The sequence below is a fragment of the Actinomadura meyerae genome, from assembly GCF_900188445.1.
Classification (GTDB): Bacteria; Actinomycetota; Actinomycetes; order Streptosporangiales; family Streptosporangiaceae; genus Spirillospora; species Spirillospora meyerae.
This window is the reverse complement of sequence record NZ_FZOR01000035.1, coordinates 54,596-70,876: the sequence shown is the minus strand read 5'-3', so window position 1 is coordinate 70,876 and position 16,281 is coordinate 54,596. Positions and strand designations below refer to the sequence as shown.

Genomic DNA, 16,281 nt, shown 5'->3' with positions numbered 1-16,281 from the left:
GTCGGCCCGCGCAGTCCAGCTCACGCACCCGCAGTCCAGCTCACGCACCGTCCAGCTCACGCACCGTCCAGCTCACACCGCCGCGAGCTCGGCGCGCAGCCGGTCCAGGCCCATCGGCCCCAGATCCAGCGCCCGCCGGTGGAACTCCTTCAGATCGAACCCCGCGCCCGCGCGCCGCCGCGCCTCCTCCCGCGCCTCCAGCCACACCTTCTCCCCCAGCTTGTACGCGATCGCCTGCCCCGGACGCCCCAGGTACCGGTCGATCTCGAACGCCACCGCCGAATCGGGATCGGGGCCCTTGCGCGACCGCAGGAACGCGAACCCCAGCTCCGGCGTCCACCGCTCCCCCTCGTGGAACCCCGCCCCCTTCGGGATCGGCAGCTCCAGATGCAGCCCGATGTCCAGGATCACCCGCGCCGCCCGGAACCGCTGCCCGCCCGCCAGCATCCCCAGCCGGTGCGCCGGATCGGCGTAGTGGCCCAGCTCGTCCATCAGCCGCTCCGCGTACAGCCCCCACCCCTCGCAGTGCCCCGCGTGCAGCTCGCTCGCCACCCGCTGGAACCGGTTCAGCCGCGGGTTCAGCACCGTCACCCCCAGCTGAAGGTGGTGGCCCGGCACCCCCTCGTGGAACATCGTCGTCGGCACCGACCACGTCACGATCTCCGCCGCCGGGTCCTCCACCGTCCACCACACCGTCCCCGGCCGCGACAGGTCCTCCGCCGGCGCCAGGTAGTAGATCCCCGACTCCACCGGCGGGATCCGGCACTCGATCCGCCGCAGCGGCGCCGGAATGTCGAAGTGCACCCCGTCCAGATCCGCGATCGCCCCGTCCGCCAGCTCCTGGATCCACCCCCGGAACGCCTCCGCCCCCACCACCCGGTACGCCGGATCGGCGTCCAGCGCCGCCATCACCGCCGGCAGCGGCTCACCCGGCAGGATCTCCGCCGCCGCCCCCGCCATCTCCGCCTCGACCCGCGCCAGCTCCTCCCAGCCCCACGCGTACGTCTCCGCCAGGTCCAGCTCCGTCCCCAGGAACTCCCGCACCCCGAGCGCGTACCGGTCCGCGCCCAGCGCGTCCCGCTCCGGCGCCCGCGCCGCCAGCACCCCCGTCAGGAACTCCGCGAACCCCGCCAGCGCCGCCGACGCCGCCCGCGCCGCCTCCCCCAGCGCGCCCGCCAGCGGACCCTCCCCGTACCGCGCCACCAGACCCGCCACATACGCCGGGAACTCCGCGCACTCGCGCGCGCTGCGCAGCACCTGCCGCCGCGCCGCGACCCGCCCCCGGCCGCACGCCCGCTCCAGCGACACCCGCAGCCCCGCCAGCGCGCCCGGCAGCGCCCCCAGCCGCGACCGCACCGCCTCCCAGTCGGTGCCGGCCCCCTGGTCGAGCAGCTCCACCGCCACCCGCAGCCGCTGGACGGGCCCGTCGGTGGTGTCCAGCAGCCACTCCCGCACCCCCGCCTCGTCCAGCGCCACCTCCACCTCGAGCCGGTCCCGCAGCACCGCGGCCGCGACCCGGCCCGCCTCCCCCTCCACCGGCACCCGCGCCAGCTCCGCCAGCGTCCGCCGCGACAGCTCGGCGCGCGCGGCGGCCCCGTCCGGGCCGTAGTCGGTCAGCCGCCCCTCCTGCCCCGCGATCCCCATCACGGCGGCCAGGCACGGATCCAGCGCGGCGAACTCGTCGGTGTACCGGCCGGCGAGGTCATCCAGTGCGGTCATCGCCCCAGGCTACGGCCCGCACCGGCAAAAGTGATCATGAAAATGTGCCAAAAAAGGCATACCGCCCAGCGGGGTCAGCGCGCCTCCACCGCCAGCCGCACCCCCAACCCGACCAGCACCACACCCGACACCTGCTCCAGCCGCCGCCGCACCCCCGGCCGCCCCAGCACCCGGCGCGCCGCACCCACCACCCACACCACCACCGCGTACCACAGCAAGTCGATCAGCGCCCACAGCACCGAGAACCCCACCAGCGTCCACCCCACCGGCCACCCGCCCGGCACGAACTGCGGCAGGAACGACACCGCGAACACCCCCGCCTTCGGATTCGCGAAATTCGTCACCAACCCCAACCGGAAACACCGCCGCCCCGACAACCCCGCCCCCTCCACACCCCGCGACTCCTCCACCACCCCACCGGACGCACCACCGCCACGCCGCGCGCGCCACAACGCCCGCACCCCGAACCACACCAGCACCACCGCACCCGCCACCCGCAACCCGTCATACGCCAACCGCGACGCCACCAGCAACGCCGACAACCCCACCGCCGCCGCCAGCCCCCACACCAGCACACCCGTTTCATTCCCCAGCACCACGGCCAACCCTCCGCGACGCCCCGACCGCACCGACTCACGCATGATCACAACCGTGCTCGGCCCCGGCGCCATCGCGATCAGCACCGCCGCGCCCGCGAACGCCAGCAGACTCTCCACCATCCGTCCATGCTCACCGCCCCGCACCCGCCCGCGCAACGCCAAAACCTGGCCACAACAGGGCGCAGCGGACACCGGCCACAACCCGGCGGCTCACACCGTCACACTCACACCACACTCACACCGTCACAGCGGCGCGCCGTCATCCCCACCCGAAGCCGACGGCGACGGCGACGGCGGACCCGTCGGCGACCGCGGCGGCCCCGACGGAGACCGCGACGGCGTCGGCGGCCGCGACGGCTGCTGGAACGTCGGCGTCGGCTCCGGCGGCGCCGGAGCCGGCTCCTCCGCCGTCGGCTGGCACGCGAACAGCACCGCCATCAGCAACGCCAGCACCAGCAACGCCGCCGCCAGCGCCACCACCGCCGCCACCAGACTCCGCTCCGGCGGACGCTCCCCCACCGGCGCCCCACCCGGCACACCCACCGGCGGCCCCGGCCGCGGCTCCTCCAACGCCGGCTCACCCGACCCCAGCCAGTACGGCTGGAACTGCGGACCCCGCCGCCGACCGCCCCACCACCCGCGACCCTGCCCCTGGAACACCACCGGCTCCAGGAAACGCTCAGCCCCCACCCGATCAGGCTCATACGACGTCGCCACCCACGGCGCCGGACCATCCGGATGCGCCGCCACCACCGGCGCCGGACCACCCGACCCACCTGCGGCCCCACCCGGACCCCCGCCCGGCACACCACCCGCCGCCGGCACCGCCGCGTTGATCGCCGCACGGAACCGGTCCCGCGCCGCGGCATCCCCCGCCGCACCCCGGTTCAGCACCGCCACACTCGCGCGCCGCCCCTCACCGTCCACCCCCAGGAACACGATCCCCGCGGCGGACTCCGACAGACGCGCCGACAAACGAAACGGCCCCAGCTGAACTGGGTCACCCGGCGGCAACGGCCTCGACATGGCCGCAACACTAACAACCACACCCCCACCCCCGAACCGATCACCACCCGAGCGCACGTATCCCGAACGAACGGGTACAAGTGATCGCGTAGGGTCGTAACACGCCCACCGGCACCGACGCACAGGCCCACCGGGGACAGCGAACCAGGGACAGCGAGGGGACTCCCACCATGACCACCGCCACCGACGTCGACGAGGCCGCGGCACTCCTGCAGAACACCCTCACCGAGGTCAAAAAGGTCATCGTCGGCCAGGACCACATGGTCGAACGCATGATCGTCGCACTCCTCGCCCGCGGCCACTGCCTCATCGAAGGCGTCCCCGGCGTCGCCAAGACCCTCGCCGTCGGCACCCTCGCCCGCGTCGTCGGCGGAACCTTCGCCCGCCTCCAGTTCACCCCCGACCTCGTCCCCTCCGACATCGTCGGCACCCGCATCTACCACCCCTCCACCGAGCAGTTCGACGTCGAACTCGGCCCCGTCTTCGTCAACTTCGTCCTCGCCGACGAGATCAACCGCGCCCCCGCCAAAGTCCAGTCCGCCCTCCTGGAGGTCATGGCCGAACGCCAGGTCTCCCTCGGCGGCACCACCTACCCCCTCCCCAAACCCTTCATCGTCCTCGCCACCCAGAACCCCATCGAGTCCGAAGGCGTCTACCCCCTCCCCGAAGCCCAGCGCGACCGCTTCCTCATGAAGATCGACGTCCACCACCCCGCCGCCCACGAGGAACTCCAGATCCTCCAGCGCATGAGCGTCGACCCACCCGAAGCCGCCCAGCTCCTCGACACCGGACGCCTCGCCGGCCTCCAGCGCGCCGCCGAAGAGGTCTCCGTCCACGAACTCATCGCCGACTACATCGTCCGGCTCGTCATGGCCACCCGCGAACCCGAGCAGTACCGCCTGCCCGACCTGCGCGGCGTCATCGAGATCGGCGCCAGCCCCCGCGCCACCCTCGGCCTGGCCTCCGCCGCCCGCGCCCTCGCCCTGCTGTCCGGACGCGACTACGTCCTGCCCGACGACGTCCGCGCCGTCGCCCGCGACGTCATGTCCCACCGCCTCGTCCTCACCTTCGACTCCCTCGCCGACGGCATCGACCCCGGCGACGTCATCACCCAGATCCTCACCGCCGTCCCCCCGCCCCGCGTCGTCTGGAACCACGGAGCCGCGGCGGTGACCACCGCATGAGCCCGCGGCGCGCCGACCACGGAACCCCCGCCGCCGGACGGCGCCGCCGCGGCGGCGCCGCAGGCAAGCTCGCCCACCTCGCCCCCGAACGCACCCTGCGCCGCCTGGAACTCCAGGTCACCCGCCGCCTCGACGGCCTCCTCAACGGCGAGCACCTCGGCCTGATCCCCGGCCCCGGCACCGAACTCGCCGAAGCCCGCCTCTACCAGCCCGGCGAGGACGACGTCCGCCACATGGACTGGGCCGTCACCGCCCGCACCACCACCCCCCACGTCCGCGACCTCGTCGCCGACCACGAACTCGAAGCCTGGTCCCTGGTCGACCTCACCCCCAGCATGGACTTCGGCACCGGCAACATGATCAAACGCGACCTCGCCGTCGCCGCCCTCGCCGCCGTCGGCTTCCTCACCGTCCGCCTCGGCGACCGCGCCGGCGCCTACCTCCTGCACACCGACGGCGTGCGCCGCTGGCCCGCCCGCACCGGCAAGGCCGCCCTCTACGCCCTCCTGCAGTCCGTCCTGGACGCCCAGTCCGCCGGGCAGGGCCCCGGCGCCCGCACCGGCCCCGCCGCACCCCGCGACCTCGCCGCCGCCCTCACCTCCCTCGACCGCGGCCAGACCCGCCGCGGCCTGCGCGTGGTCATCTCCGACTTCCTCGCCCCCGACGGCACCGACCCCCTCACCGGCCCCGCCGACGCCGACCAGCACGGCCGCCCCGACTGGGAACGCCCCCTGCGCCGCCTCGCCGCCCGCCACCAGGTCCTCGCCATCGAGATCATCGACCCCCGCGAACTCGACCTCCCCGACGTCGGACTCGTCGAGATGGCCGACCCCGAGACCGGGACTGTCCACGAGATCGTGCTCAGCCGCCGCACCCGCGAACGGTACGCCGCCGCGGCCGCCGCCCAGCGCGAGCGCAACCGCGCCGCCCTGCGCCGCTGCGGCGCCCACCACCTCGTCCTGCGCACCGACCGCGACTGGATCGCCGACGTCGCACGCTTCGCCCTCCGCCAGCGCCGCGCCGGAGGACGGTCCTTCACCACCGGGGGAGTGCGCCCATGACCTTCCTGTCACCCGAACGCCTCTGGCTGCTCGGCCTCCTGCCGCTGCTGGCCGCCGCCTACACGATCCTGCAGCTGCGCCGCAGCCGCTACGCCGTCCGCTTCACCAACCTCGCGCTGCTCTCCCAGGTCGCCCCCCGGCGGCCCGGCTGGCGCCGGCACGTCGCCGCCGGCCTGTTCCTCATCATGATCCTGCTCATGATGGTCGGGTTCGCGCGCCCCGCCTCCTCCGTCAAGGTCCCCCGCGACCGCGCCACCATCATGGTCGCCGTGGACGTGTCGCTGTCGATGATGGCCAGGGACGTCTCCCCCAGCCGCCTCGACGCCGCCAAGGCCGCCGCCAAGAAGTTCATCGGCGACCTGCCCCGCCGCTTCAACGTCGGCGTCGTCGCCTTCGCCGGCAACGCCAACCTCGTCGCCGCGCCGTCCGCCGACCGCGCCGCCGCCATCGCCTCCCTCGACCAGCTCGCCCTGGCCAAGCGCACCGCCATCGGCGAGGCCGTGTTCACTTCCCTGCAGGCCGTCCGGTCCTTCGACGCCGAGGCCAGCCAGGACCCGCCGCCCGCCCACATCGTGCTGCTGTCCGACGGGGACAACACCACCGGACGCTCCGTCCAGGAGGCCGTCGACGCCAGCCGCGTCGCCCACATCCCCGTCTCCACCATCGCGTTCGGCACCCCCTACGGCACCGTCGACATCGAGGGCGAGACCACCAGCGTCTCGGTCAACAAGGAGACCCTCAAGACCCTCGCCGACAGCACCGAGGGCAAGGCCTACGAGGCCGCCGACGCCGGGCAGCTCGACGAGGTCTACGGCAACATCGGCACCTCCCTCGGCTTCCGGATCGAGCACCGCGACATCGCCGCCCGCTACATCGGCATCGCGCTGCTGTTCGCCCTCGCCGCCGGCGGCGTCTCCCTCGCCTGGTTCTCCCGCCTGCCCTGACCGACCCGCCCGCCCGGCCGGTCGGCCCGGACCGCCCGCGCGACCGGTCCGGGCGCCGCGCGCGCACTGATAGCGTCGACGGACGTGGGGGATCACTACTTCGCCGAGCGGCCCGGCGCCGCCAGCCGGCGCCGCACCGTCGACCTCGTCCTGCCCGACCTGCACCTGCGGCTCGACACCGACAGCGGCGTCTTCTCCCCCGACCGCGTCGACCCCGGCACCCGCGTCCTGCTGGAGACCGTCCCGCCGCCCCCGCGGCACGGAGACCTCCTCGACCTCGGCTGCGGCTACGGGCCCATCGCCCTCACCCTGGCCAAGCGTTCCCCGTCGGGGAAAGTCTGGGGTGTGGATGTGAACCGGCGAGCATTGGAAATCGCGGAGGGCAATGCCAAAGCCGCCGGCCTTGACAATGTAAGGTTCATGCTGGGGGACGAGATCGACCCCGCGCTGCGCTTCGCCGCGATCTGGTCCAACCCCCCGATTCGCATCGGCAAGGCCGCCCTGCACGACCTCCTGCTCACCTGGCTCCCCCGCCTCACCCCCGAGGGCACCGCCCACCTCGTCGTCCAGAAGCACCTCGGCTCCGACTCCCTCCAGCGGTGGCTGACCGGCCAGGGCTTCCCCACCGAGCGGATCGCCTCCCGGTCCGCCTACCGCGTCCTGCGCGTCACGTCCCGCACGGAAGGCACCACCCGATGACCACCCGCGACCCGAAGAGCACCCCCGAGCCCGCCCCGGGCCGCCGGCAGCTGCGCGCCACCGACGTCAAGCGCCTCAACCGCGACTGGCGCCGCCGCACCGGAGCCCGCCTCGGACTGCTCGTCGAGTCCGTCACCCAGCCCTTCAACATGGGCTCGATCATCCGCACCGCCGCCGTGTTCGGCGTCGAGCACCTCTGGCTCGCCGGCAACGCCACTCCCCCCACCCACCGCGGCGTCGCCAAGACCGCCCTCGGCACCGACCGCCTCGTCCCCTGGGAGCACGCCGGCACCCCCGCCGAGGCCGCCGCCGCCGTCCGCAAGGAGGGCCTGCGCCTCATCGCCGTCGAGCTCACCGCCGACGCCGTCCCCCTGCACGACGCCCCCCTCGACGGCGACGTCTGCCTCGCCGTCGGCGGCGAGGACCACGGCTGCTCCCCCGCCCTGCTCGCCGCCGCCGACGCCGTCGCCTACATCCCCCAGATCGGACGCGTCGGCTCCCTCAACGTCGCCGTCGCCACCGCCATCGCCCTCGCCGAGGCCCGCCGCCGCGAATGGAGCGCCTGACCCGCTCCCCCCGGGCCCGGCCGTCTGCACCCCCGCACCCCCCGCAAATGGGTGCCCGCCCCCATGGTGGGCGTCAGCCCCTTGCCCCATGGTGGAGGTTCGCCACGCATTTACCCCAGGCGACCGAAGGGAGCCCATTGCGATGACGGTCAACGGCGCGGTCAACGGCGCGGTCGGCAACGCCTCCGGCGGTTACCCGCCGGGCGGCGCCGCGGCGCGGCAGGCCCGCGAGCTCCTGGAGCGCGAGCGCCGCGACCGCATCGCCGAACTCGGCCTCCTCGACGGCGAGGGACCCGCCGCCCCCGACGAGGCCGCCATGGCCCGCCGCGGCACCCTCCAGGGCAACCTCGAAGAGATCGACGCGGCCCTCGCCCGCCTCGACCAGGGCACCTACGGCCTGTGCGAGGACTGCGGCCAGGCCGTCCCCGAAGGCCGCCTGGAGATCATCCCCTACGCCCGCCGCTGCGTGGCCTGCCAGCAGCGACGGCGGTGATGACCGCCACCGCGGCGGCACCGGACGGCGCCCGCGCCGCCCTCGACCTCGGCACCAGCCGCATCCGCGCCAGCGTGCCCGCCCTGGACGTGCTCGTCGACCGCCCCTCCGCGGCCGGCGACCACGTCCGGGCCCCCGCCGGCCGCCGCACCGGCCGCACCGCACCCGCCCGCCCCATCGAGCACGGCATCGTCACCGACGCCGGCGCCTGCACCCGGCTCACCCGCCGCACCCTGCAGGAGGCCGGCCCCGGCCTGCGGCTCCGCCACATCCTGCTCGCCGTGCCCGCCGCCGCCAGCGGCGCGCAGCTCGGCCGCGCGGCCAACGCCGTCCGCGCGGCCGCCGGCTGCCCCGTCCGCACCATGGACGCGCCCCTGGCCGCCGCCATCGGCGCCGGAATCGACCCCGGCGACCCCACGCCCCGCCTCATCCTCGACATCGGCGCCGGGATCGTGGAGATGGCCGTCATCATGCGCGGCCGCGTCCACCTGGCACGCTCCATCCAGTACGCCCCCGAACGGCCCGCCGGGCACAACGCGCCCCGGCTGCCCGAGTACGTCCGAGAGCGCATCCCCGGCGGCGTCACGCACCTGCTGAACGACCTGCCCGCCCCGCTGCGCCGCCCCGCCCGCGACGGCGGGCTCCTGCTCACCGGCGGCGGCGCCCGGCTGCCGTCCCTGCCCGGCCGCCTCACCGCCGAGATGAGCCTCACCGTCACGATCGCCCCCGACCCGGCGCGCGCCACCATCCGCGGCCTCGCCCGCGCCTGCCGGTCCCCCGGCCTGTGGCAGCTCACCCGGACCTGACCGGCCCACCCCGCACCCGCGCGCTAAGCTCAGCCCGTGCAGTTCCTCATCCGTGCGTAGGACGCCCAGATGCCGCCGCCCCGGCGCGGCGGCCTTCGGCGTCCCCCCGAACCGGCCCCCGGGCCCTCCCGATGAGGAACACCTTCCGTGGCACCGTCGTACGCTGCCGTCCTGCGCGCACCCCACGCCTTCCGCACCTTCTCCCTCGCACTGATCGGACGCCTGTCCTACGGGACGGTCTTCCTGTCCCTGACCCTGGCGTTCACCGCCTCCACCGGCTCCTACGCCCGCGCGGGCGGCCTCATGGCCCTCAACGGCTTCACCGTCTCCGTCCTGTCGCCCCTGCGCGCCGGGCTCATCGACCGGCACGGCCCGCGCCGCACCCTCCCGCCGATGGCCGCCGCCTACTGCCTGGCACTGCTCGCCCTGGCCGCCCTCACCTGGCACCCCGGCGCGCCCCTGCCGCTGCTCACCGCGCTCACCCTCGCGGCCGGCGCCACCATGCCGCCACTGGGCGTGGTCATGCGGACCCTCTGGAACACCCTCCTGCCGGACGGTCCGCTCCTCCGCCGCGCCTACAGCCTCGACACCGTCTGCGAAGAGCTCGTGTTCGTCACGGGCCCGCTGCTGGCCGGGCTGCTCTCCGCGGCCGCCCGCCCGGAGTTCGGCATCGCGCTCAGCGCCGCCCTCATCGCCGCCGGCACCCTCGGGCTGGTCACCTCACCGGCCGTCAGGCCCCGGCCGAAGGCGAACCGCCCCGGCCCCCGCCGCCCCGCGATCCCGCTCGCCCCGTGCCTCGCCGCCGCGGCCACCGGCGTCGTCCTCGGCTCCACCGCCCTGCTCGCCGTCGCGTTCACCCGCCAGCACCACCAGCCCGCCGCGGTCGCCTGGGTCGAGGCCGCCCTCGCCGCCGGCAGCGCCGCGGGCGGGCTCGCCTACGGCGCGCTGAGCCGCACCCCGCCCGGACACCGCCGGATCGCCGCGCTCCTCGTCCCGCTCGGCACCGCCCTCGCCGCCGCCGGCCTCGCCCCGTCCACCCTCGTGCTGACGGCGGCGGCGTGCACGGCAGGGCTGTTCATCAGCCCCGTCCTGACCGCCGCCTACCTGGTCGCCGACGCGGCCGCACCGCCCGCCGCACGCACCCGCGCGGCCGCCTGGGTCAACACCGCGCTCAACCTCGGCGCGGCCGGCGGGACGGCCGCGACCGGCGTGTACCTGGACGCCCTGCCCCTGCCCCTGTCCTACGCCCTCGCCGCCGCCCCCGCCATGGCAGCCGCCGCGCTCCTGCCGCTTTTGCGGGAACGGCAACGGAATTCGCCGGAACCCGAGGTCATCGCACACCATCGACCCATGGACGACACCGTCACCGGCCAGGAGTTCTGGGACTCCCGCTACGCCGAGAGCGACCGCATCTGGAGCGGCAACCCCAACACCGTCCTCGTCCGCGAGGTCACCGGGCTCGCCCCGGACACCGCCCTGGACCTCGGCTGCGGCGAGGGCGCCGACGCCATCTGGCTCGCCCGGCGGGGCTGGCGCGTCACCGCCGTCGACATCTCCGCCGTCGCCGTCGAACGCGCCGCCCGCCACGCCCGCGACGAGGGCGTCGCCGACCGCGTCGACTTCCAGCGCCGCGACCTGGCCGAGTCCTTCCCCAAGGGGGAGTACGACCTCGTCTCGGCCCAGTTCCTGCACTCCCCCACGACCCTGCCCCGCGAGCGCGTCCTGCGCGCGGCGGCCGCGGCCGTCGCGCCCGGCGGCGTCCTGCTGGTCGTGGGCCACGCCGGGCCGCCGCCCTGGGACCCCGACGCCCACGCCGGAGTGCACCTGCCCACCCCCGAGGAGGTGCTGGCCTCGCTCGAACTGCCCGACGGCGCGTGGGAGGTACTGCTCAGCGGCGAGCACGAGCGGGTCCAGACCGCCCCGGACGGGCGCACCATGACCCGCACCGACAACGCCCTCAAGATCAGGCGGCTGCCGGGCTGAGCCCCCGGGGCGGGCCGCTCCTCAGGGCCGGGCGGTCCGCTCCATCAGCTCCGCGAACTCCTCCAGGGAGATCTTGCCGTCGCGGTTGGCGTCGGCGGCCACGACCACCTCCACGGCGCGCGTGTCGGTCACGTCCTGGCCGAGCTTGGTCATCAGGTTCTTCAGCTCCGCCGTGGAGATGTAACCGTCGCCGTCGACGTCCACGAGCTCGAACGTCGCCCTGTAGTCGTTCACGTCCGCCATGCCGGCGCTCCTTCGCTGATCGATTGCGGGGCGACCGTAGCACCGCGCCACCCGCCCCCGCCCTTTACGTAGTAAGGTCGAGGGTGATCGCCGCGTCCGCAATAATCGGAGGGGTGCGCCGCTCGTACGAGTTCCTCGACCATCCCGGACCGATCCCGTTCGCCCACCGCGGCGGCGCGGCCGGGCGCCCGGAGAACTCGATGGCCGCCTTCCAGCGCGCCACCGACCTCGGCTACCGCTACCTGGAGACCGACGCCCACGCCACCGCCGACGGCGTCGTCGTCGCCTTCCACGACCGCACCCTCGACCGGGTCACCGACCGCACCGGCACCATCTCCCGGCTCCCCTACACCGAGGTCGCCAAGGCCCGCATCGCCGGCACCGAGCCCATCCCCCGCCTGGAGGACGTCCTCGGCTCCTTCCCCGACGCGCGCGTCAACATCGACCTCAAGGACGCCAACGTCATCGGGCCGCTCGCCACGACGCTGCACCGCACCAACGCCTGGAACCGGGTGTGCATCACCTCCTTCTCCACCCGCCGCCTGGCCCAGATGCGCGCGCGCCTCCCCGTGTTCACCGACCGGGACGTCTGCATGGCCCTCGGCCCCCGCGGCGTGATGGCGCTGCGCGCCCGGTCCTACGGCGGGCCCGCCGCCAAGCTCGTCCGGCTCGCCGCCACCGGCGTCGCGTGCGCCCAGGTCCCCTACGGCCTCGGCCCCGTCCCGTTCGTCACCGAGGCGTTCGTCGAGCACGCCCACCGGCTCGGCCTGCAGGTCCACGCCTGGACGGTCAACGACCCCGCCGCCATGGAGCGGCTCCTGGACCTCGGCGTCGACGGCATCATGACCGACGATCTGCTGGCCCTCCGCCGCGTCATGTCCGCCCGCGGCCTGTGGGCCCACGGCGACGCCTGAGGACGCCCATGCCGGATGACGACGCCCGGGACCCGTGCGGCACGCTCGCCCGCGCCCTGTGGATCGGCGGCGGGCAGTGGGCCGGAAAGTCCACCGTGGCGCGGCTGCTGGCCGTCCGGTACGGGCTGACCGTGTACCGCTACGACTACCACGACGCCCGAGCCCACAACGACCGCCGCGTCGCGCGCCGGGTCCGCCTCGGCGAACCGCCCGGCGGCCCCGGCCCCGAGGCCGCCTGGGTGGACACCACCCCGCGGGCCATGGCCGCCGAGACCCTCGCCGGCTTCCCCGTGCGGTTCGAATGGGCCCTGGACGACCTGCGCGCCCTGGTCTCCGGACGCCCCGTGATCGCCGAGGGCTGGGGCCTGCGCCCCGAACTGGTCGTCCCGGTCGCCGGCTCGCCGGAGCGCATGGTCGTCATGGTGCCCACCGAGGCGTTCCGCGACCGGCAGCTGCGCACCCTCCCCCGGGCCGCGACCGTCGCGCGCGGCCTCAGCGACCCCGACCGCGCCCAGCGCAACCGCCTCGAGCGCGACCGCCTCGTCGCCGCGGACGCCGTCCGCTCCGCACGCCGCCTGGGCGTCCGCGTCATCGAGGTCGACGGCACCCGCGACGCCGCCGCCGTCGCCGACCTCGTCGCCGACCACTTCCGCCCCTACCTGCCGCCCCCGGAGAGCACCTGCCCGCAGGCCGAGCCGCACGCGTGACCCGCGGCCGCACGCCGCCAGAAGGGAACCGACATGCCCGCCGACCTCCACCGCCGCGCCGTCGTCGCCGACACCCACAACGACCTGCTGATGGCCGTGGCGGCGCGCCCGCCCGCGCAGTGGGCCGGGTTCTTCCGGGACCGCTGGCTGCCCCAGCTCCGCGACGGCGGCGTGGACCTGCAGGTCCTGCCCGTCTTCATCGACGACCGGTTCCGCCCGGAGGGGGCGCTGCGCGAGACCCTGCGGATGATCGAGGCCGCCCACGTCCTCGCCGAGGGCAACGCGGCCGAGGTGAGCCTGTGCCTCGACGGGGAGGACATCGACCGGGCGCTGGCCGACGGGAAGATCGCCCTGGTGCTGGCCCTGGAGAGCGCACCCGGCCTCGACGCGAACGTCGAACTGTTCTCCACCGTGCACCGCCTCGGGGTGCGGGTGGCCTCGATCGCGCACTGGGGCCGCACCCCGCTGGCCGACGGCAGCGGTGAGGACGCCGCGGGCAGCCGCCTGACGGCCGCCGGGGCCGACGCGCTGGCCGAACTGGAGCGGCTGGGCGTCATCTTCGACGTCTCCCATCTGGGGGCCGCCGGCGTCGCCCACGTCCTGGAGATCGCCACGCGCCCGGTCATGGCGACCCACTCCTCGGCCCGGGCGCTGCGCGACCACCACCGCAACCTCACCGACGACCAGATCCGCGGCATCGCCGCGACGGGCGGGGTCGTGTGCGTCAACTTCCTCGCGGGCTTCCTCAGCGACGACCCCGCCGGCTACACCGTCGACCGCCTCGCCGAGCACATCGAGCACGTGGCGGCCGTCGCCGGGATCGACCACGTCGGCCTCGGCCCCGACTTCATCCGCGAGGTCAGCCTCGAACTCACCCCGCCCTGCTGCGAGGACCTGAGCAGCCTGGCCGGGTTCGACGTCAACGCCGTCGTCCCCGGCCTGGACGGCCCGCGCGGCCTGCCCCTGGTCACCGAGGCCCTGGTCCGCCGCGGCCACGCCGAGTCCGACATCCGGAAGATCCTCGGCGAGAACGTCCACCGCCTCTTCCGCAAGGAACTCGGCCGCCCCGCCTAGAAGTGCAGGCCTAGGAGTGCAGGCGGGCGGCCAGGTAGGCGATGATCTCGTCCCTCGCCTTCAGGGTGGGGTGGCCGTCCTCGTCGACCAGGTGGGCGGTGGTGACGCTGTGCGGGGTCTGGACGACGTCGCGGAAGAACGGGGGCGGGTCGGTGCGGGCGGCGCCGCCCGGCAGGACGCGGCCGTCGAAGGCGTCGCCGAGCAGCTTGCGGTAGGCGGCGAACCGCTGGCCGGTGCACCAGCGGTCGTTGTCGAACCGGTACGCCAGGACCGTGATCCCGTCCCGCTCGACGCGCTCCCGGACGGCGCGGGCGTCCTCGTCGCCGAGTTCGAGCCCCGCGGGGTCGTCCAGGGGCAGCGACGGGTGGTTGACCACGGGCGCGATGACGGACGGCTCGAGCGTCATCGTCAGGGCGAAGTTGCCGGTGAAGCACAGCCCGATCGCGCCGACCCCCGGGCCGCCGCACTCGCCGTGCGCCTGCCGCGCCAGGCCGCGCAGCCACGCGGTGACGGGGCTGGTGCCGCCCCCGGCGAAGGCGCGGAACTCGGCGCTGACGCACGCGCGGCGGACGACCTCCTGCCCGTTCTCGGCCGTGGGGTAGGCCCCGTCGGCGCCGAACAGCGAGGGGACGTACACGGTGAACCCCGCGTCCCGCACCCACCGCGCCAGCCGCAGGACGTCCGGGCTGATGCCGGGCATCTCCGGCATCAGTACGACGCCCGGGCCGTCCCCGGAGACGTACACCGTCTTCACCACCCCGTCGACGTCCACCCGCCGGCGGGAGAAATCCGTGATCGAGTCGTCGAGACCCGCTTCGGTCGCGTTCATGGGGACAAGCCTGGACCGCCGCCCCCGCGCACCGGGATAGGCCGGATCGCCAATTATCAGGGTAATCTCGCCACCGGACAGGAGGCGGGATGAGCGCGTTGCGGGTCGGGGTGCTGGCGTATCCGGAGTGCTTCGCGTCCGAGGTGTTCGGCGTCCCCGACCTCCTGACGATGGCCGGGCACATCGCCGGCCCCGGCCGCGACGGCTACGAGGCGACGGTCGTCTCGCCCCGCCGCCGCGTCGCCGCGTCCGGCGGCACCGTGCTGGCCGCCTCCCCGCTGCGCGAGGTCGACGTCCTGGTCGTGCCCGGCTTCGAACTCGCGCCCGGCCTCGACGTGGACGCCAGACTGGCGTCGCTGTCCCCCGAGATCGCGGCGATCCGCTCCCACGCCGCCGCGGGCGGGGCCGTCGTCGCGATCTGCGTCGGGGCGTTCCTGCTGGCCGAGGCGGGCCTGCTGGCGCGGCGGCGGGCGACGACGGCGTGGCTGTTCGCGGACGAGCTGGCACGGCGCTGCCCGGACGCCGAAATCCGGCCCGAGCAGCTGGTCGTCACCGACACGGGAGTGACGACCACCGCCGCGTTCAGCGCCATGTACGACTTCGCGCTGGAGCTGATCCGCCGCCACAGCGGCGCCGGGGTGGCGCGCAGGACCGCGCGGGTGGCGCTCGTCGACGACGCCCGGTCGTCGCAGGCCCCCTACGTCGACGCCGGTCTCCTCCCCCAGCCGGGGAACGAGTTCTCCCGCAGGGTCATGCGGTGGCTCGACCAGAACCTCGCCGCCCGGTACGACCTCGCGGCGCTGGCGGAGGCCTTCAACGTCAGCACCCGGACGCTGCTGCGCCGCTTCGCGCAGGAGACCGGGCAGAGCCCGCTGGAGTACCTGCAGGCCGCCCGCGTCCGCCGCGCCCGCCACCTCCTGGAGACCACGGACGGCACCGTCGCCGCCGTCGCCGCCGCGGTCGGCTACCGGGACTCCGGCACCTTCGCGTCCCTCTTCGCCCGGCACACCGGACGGCGCCCGCGCGACTACCGGACCGCCTTCCGGCGGCTCAGCGTCCGAAGCCCGGACGCCTTCCCGGGGCCTGGTACCGGGCCGCGATCCTGAGCGGGGACTCCTCCGGCATGCCGCGCGCCCCCTCGTCCGCGGTGGGCATCTCGGCGCGGGACAGGTCCAGCCGGGCCGACCGGACCTGGCGCAGGAGCTCCAGGTCCTCGGCCGAGACGATCGCGGCCACGGTCTTGCCATGGCGGGTGAGGACGACCTCCTCGCCGCCGTAGACGACCCGATTGAGAAGCTCCGCGAAGATCTTCCGGGCCTGTGTCACCGCGATTTCCACGTCATTCATCCTATAGCGAACGTCGTCGGGGCGGCCTCGCCGCACGTCCTCCTCAAAATGTACAGTCTGTACAGAACAACTTTCGAGGAGGGCTGA

The 16,281-nt window shown here is 74.8% G+C and carries 18 protein-coding genes; 12 read left to right on the top strand and 6 right to left on the bottom strand.

Features of this window, described 5'->3' with window-relative positions; all coding sequences use genetic code 11:
• Positions 1–72: 72 nt before the first annotated feature.
• From CHF16_RS29175 to CHF16_RS29165, 3 genes are all read right to left on the bottom strand, one after another.
• Entirely contained in the window at positions 73–1,719 is a 1,647-nt protein-coding gene (locus tag CHF16_RS29175) for a DUF885 domain-containing protein (RefSeq protein ID WP_089329351.1), read from the bottom strand.
• A 74-nt stretch (positions 1,720–1,793) separates the two neighbouring features.
• On the bottom strand, positions 1,794–2,438 hold the full coding sequence (locus CHF16_RS29170) for a LysE family translocator (protein ID WP_089329350.1): 645 nt from the start codon (positions 2,436–2,438) through the stop codon (positions 1,794–1,796).
• Positions 2,439–2,561: 123 nt separating this feature from the next.
• Complete coding sequence (locus CHF16_RS29165; protein WP_089329349.1) at positions 2,562–3,344, bottom strand: hypothetical protein; 783 nt, start codon at positions 3,342–3,344, stop codon at positions 2,562–2,564.
• Between the two features lie 170 nt (positions 3,345–3,514).
• On the opposite strand from CHF16_RS29165, the gene CHF16_RS29160 reads away from it, so the two are divergent.
• The 8 genes from CHF16_RS29160 (at position 3,515) to CHF16_RS41005 (ending at position 11,080) form a co-directional block, all read left to right on the top strand.
• The gene (locus tag CHF16_RS29160; RefSeq protein ID WP_089329348.1) at positions 3,515–4,528 is read left to right on the top strand and encodes an AAA family ATPase; all 1,014 of its coding nucleotides are present in this window, start codon (positions 3,515–3,517) and stop codon (positions 4,526–4,528) included.
• Positions 4,525–5,589: a DUF58 domain-containing protein gene (locus CHF16_RS29155; protein WP_089329347.1), complete on the top strand. Its 1,065-nt coding sequence runs from the start codon at positions 4,525–4,527 to the stop codon at positions 5,587–5,589. The genes CHF16_RS29160 and CHF16_RS29155 overlap by 4 nt, the downstream gene beginning before the upstream one ends.
• On the top strand, positions 5,586–6,533 hold the full coding sequence (locus CHF16_RS29150; RefSeq protein WP_089329346.1) for a VWA domain-containing protein: 948 nt from the start codon (positions 5,586–5,588) through the stop codon (positions 6,531–6,533). Before CHF16_RS29155 ends, CHF16_RS29150 begins: the two co-directional genes overlap by 4 nt.
• Positions 6,534–6,617: 84 nt before the next feature.
• Positions 6,618–7,232 carry a class I SAM-dependent methyltransferase gene (locus CHF16_RS29145; RefSeq protein ID WP_089329345.1) on the top strand — a complete coding sequence of 205 codons (615 nt, stop codon included), beginning with the start codon at positions 6,618–6,620 and terminating at the stop codon, positions 7,230–7,232.
• Entirely contained in the window at positions 7,229–7,798 is a 570-nt protein-coding gene (locus CHF16_RS29140; protein WP_089329344.1) for a TrmH family RNA methyltransferase, read from the top strand. Before CHF16_RS29145 ends, CHF16_RS29140 begins: the two co-directional genes overlap by 4 nt.
• A gap of 142 nt (positions 7,799–7,940) precedes the next feature.
• On the top strand, positions 7,941–8,291 hold the full coding sequence (locus tag CHF16_RS41575) for a TraR/DksA C4-type zinc finger protein (RefSeq protein ID WP_179271754.1): 351 nt from the start codon (positions 7,941–7,943) through the stop codon (positions 8,289–8,291).
• On the top strand, positions 8,291–9,097 hold the full coding sequence (locus tag CHF16_RS29130; RefSeq protein ID WP_089329342.1) for a rod shape-determining protein: 807 nt from the start codon (positions 8,291–8,293) through the stop codon (positions 9,095–9,097). The genes CHF16_RS41575 and CHF16_RS29130 overlap by 1 nt, the downstream gene beginning before the upstream one ends.
• A 147-nt stretch (positions 9,098–9,244) precedes the next feature.
• Entirely contained in the window at positions 9,245–11,080 is a 1,836-nt protein-coding gene (locus CHF16_RS41005) for an SAM-dependent methyltransferase (protein ID WP_218826889.1), read from the top strand.
• 21 nt (positions 11,081–11,101) lie between these two features.
• Here the strand turns inward: CHF16_RS41005 and CHF16_RS29115 are convergent, their stop codons facing one another.
• A complete protein-coding gene (locus CHF16_RS29115; RefSeq protein ID WP_089329341.1) occupies positions 11,102–11,323 on the bottom strand; it encodes an EF-hand domain-containing protein in 222 nt (73 codons plus the stop codon).
• 113 nt (positions 11,324–11,436) lie between these two features.
• Between CHF16_RS29115 and CHF16_RS29110 the strand changes: the two genes are divergently transcribed.
• Genes CHF16_RS29110 through CHF16_RS29100 form a run of 3 tightly spaced genes read left to right on the top strand, consistent with a single transcriptional unit; the run spans position 11,437 to position 14,018 of the window.
• The gene (locus CHF16_RS29110) at positions 11,437–12,237 is read left to right on the top strand and encodes a glycerophosphodiester phosphodiesterase family protein (RefSeq protein ID WP_089329340.1); all 801 of its coding nucleotides are present in this window, start codon (positions 11,437–11,439) and stop codon (positions 12,235–12,237) included.
• Positions 12,238–12,245: 8 nt separating this feature from the next.
• Positions 12,246–12,944: a hypothetical protein gene (locus CHF16_RS29105; RefSeq protein ID WP_089329339.1), complete on the top strand. Its 699-nt coding sequence runs from the start codon at positions 12,246–12,248 to the stop codon at positions 12,942–12,944.
• A gap of 33 nt (positions 12,945–12,977) precedes the next feature.
• Positions 12,978–14,018: a dipeptidase gene (locus CHF16_RS29100; RefSeq protein ID WP_089329338.1), complete on the top strand. Its 1,041-nt coding sequence runs from the start codon at positions 12,978–12,980 to the stop codon at positions 14,016–14,018.
• A gap of 10 nt (positions 14,019–14,028) precedes the next feature.
• Here CHF16_RS29100 and CHF16_RS29095 read toward each other — a convergent pair whose 3' ends face one another.
• A complete protein-coding gene (locus CHF16_RS29095) occupies positions 14,029–14,847 on the bottom strand; it encodes a dienelactone hydrolase family protein (protein ID WP_089329337.1) in 819 nt (272 codons plus the stop codon).
• Positions 14,848–14,936: 89 nt separating this feature from the next.
• Here CHF16_RS29095 and CHF16_RS29090 point away from each other — a divergent pair, with 89 nt between their 5' ends.
• On the top strand, positions 14,937–15,953 hold the full coding sequence (locus tag CHF16_RS29090) for a GlxA family transcriptional regulator (RefSeq protein ID WP_089329336.1): 1,017 nt from the start codon (positions 14,937–14,939) through the stop codon (positions 15,951–15,953).
• Here CHF16_RS29090 and CHF16_RS29085 read toward each other — a convergent pair.
• Positions 15,898–16,194: a type II toxin-antitoxin system Phd/YefM family antitoxin gene (locus CHF16_RS29085; RefSeq protein WP_089329335.1), complete on the bottom strand. Its 297-nt coding sequence runs from the start codon at positions 16,192–16,194 to the stop codon at positions 15,898–15,900. The genes CHF16_RS29090 and CHF16_RS29085 overlap by 56 nt on opposite strands.
• Between the last annotated feature and the right edge of the window lie 87 nt (positions 16,195–16,281).